Genomic DNA, 13,138 nt, shown 5'->3' with positions numbered 1-13,138 from the left:
AAATACGGACCTATCAACATTTCAATTTTTTAGATAAAAAAGTGATGAGCATGTAACAGAACTGTAATGATTTCCATATTTAGGTCCATCACCAAAAGTCGAGGTTAATATTTATATATTGTGCATTTTAATGTTCCAGCATAATGACTAACTTTAAAAATCAGCCTCCATGTTGCAAGCTTACCTTCTCATTTGCTTGCATTTTCACTAAAATAAATGTCTTTTAACGGTTCACTGTAGGATTTTGCCTGGATACGGCAAGGTTTTGATCGCTCCGGATGGTTTTGACCGGATGCAGCAACTTTTTGCTCGGATAACTTAGCTTTTTGACCGTTCAGCGCGGGCTTTTGCTCGGATACGGTAGTGTTTTGCTCGCACAGGTTTATTTTGACCGGATGCAGCGACTTTTTGCTCGGATACCGCAGCTTTTTGACCGTTCAATGTCGACAGTTTTAAGATGATTTATATATATAAAACTACAACTACAATCCCCCTCTCTGTTCCGTGTACTAAACATAATTTATTTACAAAACATCAACCCTAAGTTACGGTAATGACTCATTTTAAAAATCTATAAAATATTACATAATATTCTAATTATTTCACTTTTTCTTTCCCTTACCTCAACTGACCCTTTCACTTTCTATAAAACTGACTATTTCAAAAAGTTCAGATAATTTTATAATAAGCTCATACTAACATTAAGGAGTGTTACAAAAATGTCTATTTTAACAGGGTCAGAGGTTGTAAAACGTGGGATGGCATTAATGCAAAAAGGCGGTGTCATTATGGATGTCGTGAATGCAGAGCAAGCTAAAATTGCTGAAGCAGCTGGTGCGGTAGCCGTTATGGCATTGGAGCGTGTGCCTTCTGATATACGCGCGGCTGGTGGGGTTGCACGTATGGCAGATCCACGCATTGTAGAGGAAGTGATGAGCGCTGTGTCCATTCCGGTTATGGCAAAAGCACGTATCGGTCATATTGTAGAAGCACGTGTATTAGAGGCAATGGGTGTGGATTATATTGATGAAAGTGAAGTATTGACACCAGCCGATGAGGAATTCCATTTACTAAAAAGTCAATACACAGTGCCATTTGTGTGTGGTTGCCGTGATTTAGGCGAAGCAGCACGACGCATCGGAGAAGGAGCGGCAATGCTTCGAACAAAAGGAGAGCCAGGTACAGGTAATATCGTGGAGGCAGTTCGACATTTACGTAAAGTAAATGCACAAGTACGTGCTGTCGTTGCGATGAATGAGGACGAATTAATGACAGAAGCGAAAAATCTAGGTGCTCCATTTGAAGTACTACTGGCTATTAAACAAGCAGGTCGCTTACCGGTCGTGAACTTTGCAGCAGGTGGGGTTGCGACGCCAGCCGATGCCGCGCTTATGATGGAACTAGGAGCAGATGGTGTGTTTGTCGGCTCAGGTATTTTCAAAGCAGAAAATCCTGAAAAATTCGCTCGTGCCATTGTCCAAGCAACAACACACTACCAAGATTACAAGCTAATTGCAGAAGTTTCAAAGGAAATTGGCGTACCAATGAAAGGGATTGAAATCCGCCAGTTAGCACAAAGCGAGCGTATGCAGGAGCGTGGCTGGTAATGAAAATCGGCGTACTTGCTTTACAAGGTGCCGTGACAGAGCATATAAAAGCAATTGAAGCTTGCGGTAGTGAGGCTGTACCGATTAAAACAGCCGCGCAATTACAGGACATCGATGGACTGTTATTGCCAGGTGGCGAAAGTACAGCGATGCGCCGCTTAATTGACTATGCGAATATGCTCCCTGCACTTCAACACTTTGCCAAAAACAAGCCTGTATTTGGCACATGTGCTGGACTTATTCTACTCGCTTCTTCTGTAGAAGGTGAAGAAGCACACATTGGGCAGATGCGCATCACGGCTCGTCGCAACGCATTCGGTCGTCAAATTGATAGCTTTGAGACACCTATAGCAATTCAAGGGGTAAGCGACCATTTCCCTGCTGTCTTTATTCGCGCACCTAAAATTGCTGCTGTCGAAGAACAGGTGGAAGTGCTTGCTGTATTAGACGGTGATATCGTCTGCGCTCGTGACCGTCACCTCCTCGCTTGTTCGTTCCATCCCGAACTAACAAACGACCTTTCGTTAATGAACTATTTTATTAATATGTGTAAGTAAAAACTTTATAAGCTACCAATGATAAAACCCGTATTTTGATGAAAGTAATCTCAAAATACGGGTTTGTGCATGTGATGGAATATAGTTAACATATTTATACGAAACAATGGACTTCATCTTTTGATTAGTTTGTACATGATGGTTTGCATCAAACTTTGAGGTAACAACTTTGCAAATAATAGCAATAGTTTATATCTAATATTCGGAACGATCATGCTCTTTTTAGCATGTATTCCTTTAAATATAGCAATGGCTATACTTTCAGCAGGAACCCCCATTATATTGACCAAGTTATTAAGGCCTGTCATCGAATTTGTATGTGCAAACGCTGTTTTTGTCGGACCAGGACACACTGCCGTCACAATAATATCTCCCTGTTTGTTTAACTCTGTATGTAAAGCTTGAGAAAAATTCAATACAAACGCTTTTGTTCCACTATAAATCGCCATTTGTGGTGTTGGAATTGGACCAGAAATAGAAGATATATTCACTATTCGACCATACTGTTGTTTGATCATTTCCTGTACAAAGTAGTATGTCATTTCCGTCAAAGCTGCAATATTTAACTGAATCATATGTTGTTGTTTTTCAATCGGTAGCTCTTGAAAAGGACCTTCTAAACCAATGCCCACATTATTTACAAGAATATCAACCGTTCGATGAGTAGAACAAATAAAATCATAGATTTTCTTAGCTGCCCCCGGTTCCGATAAATCTTGAGAAATTGTAGTGACCGTAGTATATGCTTTGAGTTGATTATACACATTCGCTAACTTTTCTTCATTTCGGGCTACAAGGATCAGGGAATATTTATTCATTGCAAATTGTTTTGCTATTTCAAATCCAATCCCCTCACTCGCACCTGTAATTAAAACTGTTCTATTTTCCAAATTACTAGCCCTCCTAAAAATCATTAAAGCTCCATTACTATGATACATTTACTTTAATAAATTGACTTAATTTTCTGATATATAAATCTATGAGAAGATATCTATTGTGTCTATTTCTCAATACTACTTCGTTTTTTATTTATAATTGCGGGTATGAATAAATATAAAGCGTATGCAAATGACATCCACGCCGTAAATGCGATGACTTGGGCATGATCTAATTTAGGGAAAAAGAAACGATGGTTTGATAAAGAAAATGTATCCAGTGCTAAGCCTATAATTGTTCCAACTATACCAAATTTTAAAGAGGCATTGTTAGACTGATCAAAAAATAAATAGAAATGTGTAGTTCCCCATAACAAAAACCCTGTTCCAACTAGTAAAAAGAACATGCTCATTACATAGTTCTCCGTTCCAGGGCCATACAGTACTTTATCTCCAAAAAGAACGAAAAACATAGTGGCAAAAGCCCACACGAATAAACCTGCGAATATCGGGAGTACATATCCTTTCACTATTTTCCCTCCTCCTCAATTAACTGACTTAAACGATGAAATAACTTTTCAACATCTTTATATATGTTTTCTACAGGGAAATCCTTTTGCACTAATGCTTGTAATGCCAATCCATCCACAAGAGCATTCAATAAAATTCCCCATGTTTCCAAGGTGATCCCCTGTATAGGTGAATTTGCCCATAATTTAGATATATTTTCACTCATCGCTTTATTTTCTAATAGCATCATTTCCGCTAATGAATCTCTTATTTTCTCATTATGAAAACTTGAAACAATTAAGGTCAAAAATAGTTTGTGATAAAAAGAATCATGCGAGCAACGACTTTGCGCTGATTGTATCGCTTGACTTAAAATAGATTGATTTTGTTGTTGTGAAATTTCAGTCCAAGATTTTTCACAAATATCCTGGACTACATCTAATAATAGCTGCTCCTTCGTTTTAAAATGGTAATAAATCGTTCCTTGTGTTACGCCAGCTACTTCTGCAACAGCTCTCAACGTAAATTTCTCTATCCCCTTTTCCACTAAACATGCTTTCGCAAAATGAATTAACTCACCTTTACTGATCACATTTGGTTTTGCCATCTTCCTCCTCCTTTTTAGTTATTCAACTAACTAACTTAATACCAGTGTATAGCATAATCCATTTATTAGCAATTTTAAAGTTATGCCTTTATTGTGAACGCAACGAATCTTAATATTCTTATTTAGTCCCTACTCGAAAACAAGCGTATTCGAATTCACGAATACGCTTGTAAAACAATACACTAGTTCAACAGAGCCACCATCAAAGCTTATGGCTTTTAAATTCCATTTGATATTTTGCTCAGCTGATATGGAGTAATCACTATTTTTATTTAATAGCCCTAAAGAGTATTTTTATTGAATTGGAATCCAAATTTCAGAATATAAGTTTGGATCATGTGGATCTGCCTCCGTATACACCTCTAACTCTGCCGCTCCTGTAGGCTTATACGGGTTGGATGGAAACCACTCGGAATAAATTTGCTTCCATGTATTTTGCATCACATCTGGCATTGGCCCGTGTACTTCAAAAACCACCCATTTCGCGGCGGGTATTTCCATTGTGAAAAGATTTTCAGGTGCAGTCCCTACATAATCAGTTGCAATCCAATAATCCATCAAACTATTTTCCTTATGATGTTTATCTGCTAGACAAACACCTAGTATCCCTTTGATGTCTCCATTGTTTAATTTGATCAATGTTTCATCCATGCCTTTTTTATTCATTTCATCCCAGAATAAAGGAATTTCACGTGTATTCTCTCCGTTTTTACAATTGTATGTCCTTTTTACACCAACTACTTGAAACTTTTCTTTTTCTACAACTTTATACTTCATTGGTTCTGCTCCCTTCAAGCTCACCTGAATAACGAGGCGATTGTATGATTGTAATGGTTTTTGCATTTTTCTGGCTTCACTTGGCGTTACATTATGTTGCTTTCGGAATGCCTTCGTAAATGCTTCAGGAGAGTCATAGCCATATTTGTAGGCGAGATCGATTACTTTTATGCCTGTATTCATAATTTCTTGCGCAGCTAACGTTAACCTTCTCCGTCTAATGTAATCCGTAATAGACATCTCGGTTAAAATATAGAAGACGCGCTGAAAATGAAACACAGAGGAGTTTGCTTCTTGTGCTATCCGCTCCAATGTTACGTCATCTAGTAAATGTTCTTCTATAAAATAAATTGCTTTTTGAATCGACTCAATCCAACTCAATGTCCTCACTCCCTTACTTATAAGCTTATATAATCTCTCGTTATTCATCCTGTCATTTTAAGCTATCTTTGGACAGGTATGTTTTACAATCGCCTTGTTACAGTGTGCTGATATTCACCAATGAATGCTGTTAAGAGCCTCATCAAATCGTTTCCTTATGCATATGTGCCTTCACTTCATACCATGGAACGGAATACCCTTTCCCTTTTGAGCAGAAAATGCTAGAGGATGTGTATTCCGGGTCGGCATCTTTGTTATAGCCGATACGCTCCATCACTTCCGCTGTATTGTGACATACATCGTAACCCGCAAATGTGAGAGAAATAGCCCCCTTGCCATTTGTATAGGCGAGAAAAGTAGTAGGATAATTCATAAAGGTTGCAACAGGTACTTGCCCTGTGAGAATGGCATCCGTTTCCGTTATAATCGGTGCATCAAATGTACCAAATGCTTGCTGAATATCGGTCATCATACGCCCAATATGCTCGCTAGCTGCTTTTAATTTAAACGCATAGTACGGCTCCAGTAGCACGTTTTCCGCCTGCTCTAACCCTTGACGAAGCGCTCGATATGTTGCCTCGCGGAAATCACCGCCATCTGTATGCTTGTTATGTGCAGCCCCTGTCAGTAATGTCACATGGACATCCGTTACAGCAGAGCCTGTCAGCAAACCGTGATGTGCTCGCTCCAATACATGCTGCTCAATTAAACGCTGGTGTCCTATCGTTAAATCATCCACATGACATGCATTGGAGAACGTAATCCCCGCGCCTCGCTCATTTGGCTCAAGCTGTAAGTGTACCTCGGCATAATGTTTCAGTGGCTCGAAATGACCGTACCCTGTCACCGTCGTACGAATTGTCTCTTCATATAAAATTTCAGGGTCTTCAAATTGAACTGATAGCTGAAAACGACTATATAACAGCTCCTTCAGCACCTCTAACTGAATAACGCCCATCATATGTACATAAATCGTTTGAAACGTTTCTTGCCACTGGACCTTTAATGTAGGCTCCTCTGCTTCCACTAACCGAAATAACCGCAATACCTCTTTAATATGCTCGGTGCCATTATAAACAACCTTGGCTTGCATCGTTGGAACAAGCGTATAAGGCTTCCCCTTGTCAAATGTTGCCCCAATGTAATCGCCAATTTGCGGAACAGAAAGCCCTTTAACTGCAAAAATTTCACCAGCTATTACACGCTGGACAGCTTGATAACTATTGCCATTATAAAGACGAATTTCTGTCACCTTTTCTCGTGATTCACCAAATGCTAAATCCGTTCGTACTGTTAACTCTCCCTGTAACGCCTTACAAAAGGTTACACGCTGCTCTCCTTCATGACGAATTTTCATGACCTCTGCTTGAAACGGTAACGCTACATCATAATTCGTGACCGTAGTGTTGTGTAGCACATCCAGAAATGCTTGAATGCCGTGTCCCTTTAAAGCTGCACCACTCATTGCAAGAAATACTTCCTCTTGCTGTATGAACTGACGTAAGCTTGCGAACACCGCCTCCTCCGATAATGAATCCTCCATAAATTGTGCCAATAACGCTTCGTCTCGCTCTGCTACGAATTCTGCCGCCTCTTCATACAGCACAATATGAGGCGAAAATTGCTGCTTCAGCTCTTGCATGACACGTAAAACATCTGCCCCTTCCCGGTCCATCTTATTAATAAATACATACGTCGGCACATGATGTGTACGTAGCAATTGCCACACGGTTTCTGTATGTCCTTGAATGCCTTCCACCGCACTCACAATTAGTACTGCATAATCCATCGCTCGTATCGCTCGCTCCATCTCCGCCGAAAAATCGACGTGACCTGGCGTATCAATTAATGTATATGTATCCCCTTCGATTTGAAAATGTCCATGCTCAGCAAAAATAGTAATTCCACGTGCGCGCTCTAACGTATGATAATCTAAAAATGCTGCTTGATGGTCTACTCGCCCCACTGCCATGATACTCTTTGTATGAAATAGCAATTGCTCGGAAAAGGTTGTCTTCCCCGCGTCCACATGTGCTAGCACACCAATCGTTTTAAACAAAAAAATCACTCCTTTTGCTGTATTGTAGCATGTTTTTTACATGCTAAGATGATGGATTCTTCAAAGCAAAGTCGAACTAAATAGTGTAAAACAGCTTTTAATAAACAAAACAGGAGCCACCCCATTTATGGATAGCTCCTAAATTTTTCGTCTGATGAACGATCACCCTACGATGCCATTTTTTCAATTATTTTGTAGTCTTTTGTTTTTTCATAATGAACATGGTTTCTATCACAAAATGCCATTAAATCATGAAATACACTTTCTGGTTTAAACAATGTTACACGAATAGGAAATCCGCTCTGTACCTTAATAATAGCTATTTTTGATTGCCAATTTGCTCGTTTGAAAATAATCTTTTTAATATGTGATTGTTGCACTTGTTTTTTGTAAATAAGCATACCTAAAAAGTGAATGGTGTACACGATATAATTTTCATTAATCATCAATGTGTATTTAATAAATGCTGTTAAAAAAATCAATGCGAAGATGGTTACACTACTCCACTTTATCCAAGTATGATCCCAAGAAGTAATACTTGCAGCTAACGATAAAAATGCCATTGGTAAAATAATTTGACGTTGTGTAGTTGCTTTGTATTTCAATGTTTATCACCCCTTCCTTTATTATTATACAAATATTCTACAAAACCTTTTATCTATAAAAAAAGAGAACTGGCAACCGCCAATTCCCTTCTATCCTTACTCTACAATTAATTGCTTTTTCTTTATTACTATTACTTGATTTAGTACGATGGCGCCAAGCGTTTGAATGACTGTTTTCACAATCACTTGCCCTACAATCGCTGCCGGAACAGCCTCCCACGGTAAAAAGTTAGCACCTAGCGGACTTAAGCCAACGATCACAAACACAACCGAATCAAGGAATCCACCAACAATCCCGCTATAGAACACACGCCACGCCATTGGTAGCTTTAAACGTGAATAAATTTCTGTATCCGCTGTTTCAGCAATGACAAACGAAATGGCCGACGCTGCAACAATCATCAATGTATCACCTAATAAAAAGGACACAACTGCTGAGATGACAAGCGCTAGACAAATAAAGGCATATGTTTTAGCTCTGCCGTATTTATTTTGAACTAAATCTCGGAAAATAAAAGTTGCCCCTACAAAAAGCGTGCCCATTGGGACAATAAACATGCCGAATTGCAACGGTGCAAACTTTGCCGTTACTACGTTCGCAATGACAATGGATAATAAATAAAATAAGATTCGCATTTCTCTATATTCATTCCTTTACAATCTAGTTATTCTGTTCTGCTTCTTTCCAATTTAAATACGTAGTAAGCCCTCTGTTTCGTAGCTTACATGCCGGACATTCCCCGCAACCATCTGCTTGGATGCCGTTATAGCACGTTAACGTTTTAGTACGAACAAATTGTAGTGCGCCCAACTCATCTGCAAGTGCCCATGTTTGCGCCTTATCTAACCACATCAGCGGTGTCTCAATGACAAATGTAGCGTCCATCGATAAATTTAATGTGACATTCAATGATTTGATAAACACATCGCGGCAATCCGGATAACCACTAAAATCTGTTTCGCATACACCTGTGACGATATACTTCGCTCCCACTTGGCTCGCTAACACCCCTGCAAAAGAGAGAAAAAGAAGATTGCGTCCTGGTACAAAAGAAGATGGTAGCTCTCCCTCTTCCCCTTCCTCCACTTCGATTTCCTGTCGTGTTAATGCACTCGGCGCAAGCTGATTAAGGAGCGACATATCCAGTATGTGATGTTTCACGCCTAGTTCCTGTGCGATTTCTTTTGCACATTCGATTTCAAGTGCATGTCGTTGCCCATAATCAAATGTTACCGCCTCTACCTGTGCAAAGCGCTCCATTGCCCAAAATAGACAAGTCGTACTATCTTGCCCACCGCTAAACACAACAACTGCTTTTTCCTGTTTCATATTAAAAACTCCCTTATAAACGAAAAGACAGCATCCTAAGAAAATGCTGTCTCTTCTTAGTTTTTTTAACGAGGGGGGGCTAAAAACCTCTTCTATTTCATTATCGATTATCGATTTTTTCTGGATTTAAATCGTGGTTCATTAAACGATAGTGCGCCATTTCCTCATATTTCGTACCCGGTCTACCGTAGTTACACCAAGGGTCGATCGAAATGCCTCCGCGCGGTGTGAATTTCCCCCATACTTCGATATAGCGTGGGTTTAGCAGTTTAATTAAATCATCCATAATGATATTCACACAATCCTCATGGAAATCGCCATGGTTGCGGAAGCTAAATAAATATAATTTTAATGATTTACTTTCCACAATTTTTTGATCTGGAATGTACGAAATGTACATTGTTGCAAAATCAGGCTGACTTGTAATCGGACATAAGCTTGTAAACTCTGGACAATTAAACTTCACAAAATAATCGCGGTTTGAATGTAAATTATCCACCGACTCTAATACTTCTGGGGCATAATCAAATGAATATTTCGTATTTTTATTTCCTAATAGTGTTAAATCTTTTAATCCTTCCTCGTGGCTACGGCCAGACATAAAAAAACCTCCCTGTATATGTTTCCCAAAACACATCACAAGAGAGGCGGCATTCATCCATATAAACTAAAGCGAACAAATAAAAAAGCCACGTCCGATATGGACATGGCGTAATAAGCATGCTTCCATAGTTTTTTATAGAGGGTATCAGCTATGAACCTCTCCCGTTCAAATGTCGGGAATATTCGTTTCTTTTGATATAATACATAAAACAAAGGAATACGTCAAATATATTTTGAGAATTAAAGCTTTATTGTTATCCGATAGAAGACTCCTGCCTCAAGATATTGTCCGTTCATTCTTTATAAAATAAACAACTGCAATATAGTGATTAAAACTGCACTTGCAAGCGGCACTAGCTTCATCGCATTATAGCCAGATGAGGAGGCATGTATTTGCTCTAGTGGATCTTTTGCAGGTGATGCAAGAAACTCAATAAAGCGTTGCCACCGACTCACTTTGAATTGTGCCAATGATTGCGGTACTTCCACTTTATATTCATCCAATCTTTTTCGTAGTGACGGTTCCTTGTCAAATTCATCCTTCAGCATGGAAATCCTCCTTTAGTTCATCTTTTAAAAACTTAATTGCGTTATGCAATCTTGATTTTACCGTACCAATTGGGATTGATAAAATTTGTGCAACTTCTTCTTGCGGTAAATCGTGATAGTACGTTAGTAAAATGACTCCTCGTTGTTTTTCCGGTAACTTTGCGATTGCTTCTTGCACTGCTAACTTTTCATCTGCTGAAAATTGGCTAGTAGCTGCTGGTACTAAAAACGGAAAAAATGTTTGCCACTTTTTTCGTCTATTTAATTTGTTTACAAGTAGCCGGTAAGCAATTTGAAACAAGTAAGACTTTACAGTTCCCTTTTCTACATCATAGCTATGTAATGTTTTTTGCAATCTTTCAAACGTATCATGAACAATATCCATACTAAGCTGTTCTTCTTGGGTGTAACGAAAAAGGAAGCAATAAAGCGTTTCATATAAATTATGATACAGCATATTAAAGGCTTCTATATCACCTTGTTTGTATGCTTCTATCCATTCTTCATTGCTTTTCATCAAGCCCATCCCCCCAATGAGCTTTTATCGACTTTAATGTAACAGAAACGCGCGTCACAAAATACCCAACTATGACAATCACCCATGCCTGAGACTGATTTGTAAAAAATTGCACATATGGATTGTAAATTGTTTGACCAGCTGTAATTAAGAAATTTAATGCTTGCACGCAAATAATTGTATAAATCGCTAAAATAATTGTTAGTGTATCAAACATATTCCAACGTAAGTAAATAGTTGTTTTCTTGTAATTTATTTTTTTATTTTCACGTACTATATATTTCCTATCATAAGGAATCATTATCGCTAATATAAGTATAATCCATATCCCCATAATGATGAGTGAAATTATCCAACCAATATCCAATTGTATCACCTACCTAAAGCTATAAACTTTTCTAGCAATAAACGCCAATAAAATACTAAATACAGTTAAAATGATAAAATATTGATACTCAGGAAGCCATGTTTCATTTACCATATTTAAATGTAATTGCAAACTGTCATTCAGATAAAGCATTGGATTCCAAAGTAAGAAAATATAATAATTTTGTGGATCTTTTCCTGCAAGAGTTAAAAACATCGACGACATTGTAATGGAAAACATAAACAATATCATAATTGGCATTAGCATGCTTTGAGCCACTTTCCCATTTTTAAATAACCCTGCCAGTATAAAGCTAAGAGGGTACAAAGCCAGCAAGACAAAATTACTAATGAACACCATTTTCAGAAAAGATACTAGTGAAACATCTATTAAAAAAGAATAGCAAACAAGTAGCAGTACTAAAAAAACATTTACTAACGTAAAAACACCAGTGCCCATGCCGACATAATACGTGAATGGTGTCACACCTGTTCGCTTCACCCAGTTAAAAGTCTTATTCGCTTTCATATCTGCTAAATAAATCGTAGCACTCGAAAATGCGAATGAGAAAAGTAAAAGCAATATTGAAATCGGGAGGAACTGTCCTTTAATTAAAAAGCTTACTACTTCTTCATTCTCCTTCATTGCTATTTTACTAATCCATGAGCAAATAAAAAAACTAAATGCTGGGAGTATATTGCCTAAAGTCACTCCAGAATTGCGTAAACTTTCAAGCATATACATACGTGAAATTTGTGTAATCATCCTGCTCTGCCCCCTAACACAGTTCCAGTAACCTCAAAATAAATTCCTTCAATACCTGCCAGTACAGTATTTTTGTATTTATTATCTAGCTCTTGTCTTGTGCCGTTTTCAACGAACTTGCCATCTTTCAAAATATATACATAATCAAATAATGGCTCAAACCCAGCTACTTCATGGCTAATAATCATAATTATTTTACCCTGTTTATGCAGTTCATTTTGCAAAAAATGCATGAGCTGCTTTTTCTTCATTAAATCTAAATCAGCAAATGGTTCATCCAGTATTACAATTTGTTTGTTCAGTAAAAAAGCAAGAAATATGGATACTGCCTTTCGCTGACCACCAGAAGCATTTTTCAGCAAAATATGGTCGAATGTTTGCAGACCCAATATTTCATACAATTCTTCTAAATCATGATTTGTTAATTTTTCAAATAATCGAACGACTTCACGAATTCTTAAATGTTGATAGCTATCGAATGACTGGTATTGCAGGGCTGCATTGTCTGCTACACTTTGCGTTAAATTGTTAAACTGGATTGTTCCGCTATCATAGTCCTCGTCTCCTACGATACATTTTGCTAACGTCGATTTACCTGCACCATTTTCACCTAACAGCAAATAACAGCACCCAGGTTTAAATGTAGCTGAAATACTATTTAATATCGTTTTTCCATCATATTTTTTTACAATATCTTTCAATATTAGCTCCATTTTTATGCCTCCTCAATTGTATATTCACTTACTATACAAATAGGAAAAGATAAAAGTTCATTTTAATTTTGGAAATTTTTTTACAAATAACCAAAATCCCCTTTTCTCCACAAAAAAAGTAGCACAAATCAGACATTTGATTTGTACTACTAATGTTTATGTTTTATTTATGAAGATTTTGTACGCCTTATTTCGGCTAAAGAGTCACTTACAAAAACTTCGTATTCAATGCAGCCATAAATGCTGCGACAATGGATACAACTACTACTAAAATCGGTGCATAAAAGATTAAAAAATCGTGCATCATCTGACACTC

The 13,138-nt window shown here is 37.9% G+C and carries 17 protein-coding genes and 1 riboswitch; of the genes, 2 read left to right on the top strand and 15 right to left on the bottom strand.

What is annotated here, in order from left to right:
* Positions 1-719 precede the first annotated feature (719 nt).
* On the top strand, positions 720-1,607 hold the full coding sequence (gene pdxS / locus AC3II9_RS15200; protein ID WP_489156773.1) for a pyridoxal 5'-phosphate synthase lyase subunit PdxS: 888 nt from the start codon (positions 720-722) through the stop codon (positions 1,605-1,607).
* Positions 1,607-2,164 carry a pyridoxal 5'-phosphate synthase glutaminase subunit PdxT gene (gene pdxT / locus AC3II9_RS15195; RefSeq protein WP_489156771.1) on the top strand — a complete coding sequence of 186 codons (558 nt, stop codon included), beginning with the start codon at positions 1,607-1,609 and terminating at the stop codon, positions 2,162-2,164. The genes pdxS and pdxT overlap by 1 nt, the downstream gene beginning before the upstream one ends.
* A 113-nt stretch (positions 2,165-2,277) precedes the next feature.
* Here pdxT and AC3II9_RS15190 read toward each other — a convergent pair whose 3' ends face one another.
* The 15 genes from AC3II9_RS15190 to cydS form a co-directional block, all read right to left on the bottom strand.
* Complete coding sequence (locus AC3II9_RS15190; protein WP_489156770.1) at positions 2,278-3,054, bottom strand: SDR family NAD(P)-dependent oxidoreductase; 777 nt, start codon at positions 3,052-3,054, stop codon at positions 2,278-2,280.
* Positions 3,055-3,164: 110 nt separating this feature from the next.
* Positions 3,165-3,569: a DUF5367 family protein gene (locus AC3II9_RS15185; RefSeq protein WP_489156768.1), complete on the bottom strand. Its 405-nt coding sequence runs from the start codon at positions 3,567-3,569 to the stop codon at positions 3,165-3,167.
* Positions 3,569-4,156: a TetR/AcrR family transcriptional regulator gene (locus AC3II9_RS15180; RefSeq protein WP_489156767.1), complete on the bottom strand. Its 588-nt coding sequence runs from the start codon at positions 4,154-4,156 to the stop codon at positions 3,569-3,571. Before AC3II9_RS15180 ends, AC3II9_RS15185 begins: the two co-directional genes overlap by 1 nt.
* Before the next feature lie 294 nt (positions 4,157-4,450).
* On the bottom strand, positions 4,451-5,314 hold the full coding sequence (locus AC3II9_RS15175) for an AraC family transcriptional regulator (RefSeq protein WP_489156765.1): 864 nt from the start codon (positions 5,312-5,314) through the stop codon (positions 4,451-4,453).
* Positions 5,315-5,456: 142 nt separating this feature from the next.
* Positions 5,457-7,373, bottom strand: a complete 1,917-nt coding sequence (locus AC3II9_RS15170; RefSeq protein ID WP_489156763.1) for a GTP-binding protein — start codon at positions 7,371-7,373, stop codon at positions 5,457-5,459.
* A gap of 167 nt (positions 7,374-7,540) precedes the next feature.
* Positions 7,541-7,978, bottom strand: coding sequence for a hypothetical protein (locus AC3II9_RS15165; RefSeq protein WP_489156761.1), 438 nt, complete (start codon positions 7,976-7,978; stop codon positions 7,541-7,543).
* 96 nt (positions 7,979-8,074) lie between these two features.
* Positions 8,075-8,614, bottom strand: a complete 540-nt coding sequence (locus tag AC3II9_RS15160; RefSeq protein ID WP_489156760.1) for a VUT family protein — start codon at positions 8,612-8,614, stop codon at positions 8,075-8,077.
* A 25-nt stretch (positions 8,615-8,639) separates the two neighbouring features.
* The gene (queC, locus tag AC3II9_RS15155; protein WP_489156835.1) at positions 8,640-9,353 is read right to left on the bottom strand and encodes a 7-cyano-7-deazaguanine synthase QueC; all 714 of its coding nucleotides are present in this window, start codon (positions 9,351-9,353) and stop codon (positions 8,640-8,642) included.
* 55 nt (positions 9,354-9,408) lie between these two features.
* Positions 9,409-9,909: a preQ(1) synthase gene (gene queF / locus AC3II9_RS15150; RefSeq protein WP_489156759.1), complete on the bottom strand. Its 501-nt coding sequence runs from the start codon at positions 9,907-9,909 to the stop codon at positions 9,409-9,411.
* A 121-nt stretch (positions 9,910-10,030) separates the two neighbouring features.
* Positions 10,031-10,077, bottom strand: a riboswitch (PreQ1 riboswitch).
* Positions 10,078-10,211: 134 nt separating this feature from the next.
* Positions 10,212-10,460, bottom strand: coding sequence for a hypothetical protein (locus AC3II9_RS15145; RefSeq protein WP_489156757.1), 249 nt, complete (start codon positions 10,458-10,460; stop codon positions 10,212-10,214).
* Complete coding sequence (locus AC3II9_RS15140; protein ID WP_391369791.1) at positions 10,447-10,986, bottom strand: RNA polymerase sigma factor; 540 nt, start codon at positions 10,984-10,986, stop codon at positions 10,447-10,449. Before AC3II9_RS15140 ends, AC3II9_RS15145 begins: the two co-directional genes overlap by 14 nt.
* Positions 10,964-11,353 carry a group-specific protein gene (locus tag AC3II9_RS15135; protein ID WP_489156755.1) on the bottom strand — a complete coding sequence of 130 codons (390 nt, stop codon included), beginning with the start codon at positions 11,351-11,353 and terminating at the stop codon, positions 10,964-10,966. Before AC3II9_RS15135 ends, AC3II9_RS15140 begins: the two co-directional genes overlap by 23 nt.
* Positions 11,354-12,109: an ABC transporter permease gene (locus AC3II9_RS15130; RefSeq protein ID WP_489156753.1), complete on the bottom strand. Its 756-nt coding sequence runs from the start codon at positions 12,107-12,109 to the stop codon at positions 11,354-11,356.
* A complete protein-coding gene (locus AC3II9_RS15125) occupies positions 12,106-12,822 on the bottom strand; it encodes an ATP-binding cassette domain-containing protein (RefSeq protein ID WP_489156751.1) in 717 nt (238 codons plus the stop codon). Before AC3II9_RS15125 ends, AC3II9_RS15130 begins: the two co-directional genes overlap by 4 nt.
* Before the next feature lie 208 nt (positions 12,823-13,030).
* Complete coding sequence (cydS, locus tag AC3II9_RS15120) at positions 13,031-13,126, bottom strand: cytochrome bd oxidase small subunit CydS family protein (protein ID WP_489156750.1); 96 nt, start codon at positions 13,124-13,126, stop codon at positions 13,031-13,033.
* Positions 13,127-13,138: the final 12 nt, after the last annotated feature.

The sequence above is a fragment of the Lysinibacillus sp. RU7 genome, assembly GCF_057837305.1.
Note: the sequence above shows the minus strand (reverse complement) of the source record. Positions and strands in the feature narration are given on the sequence as shown.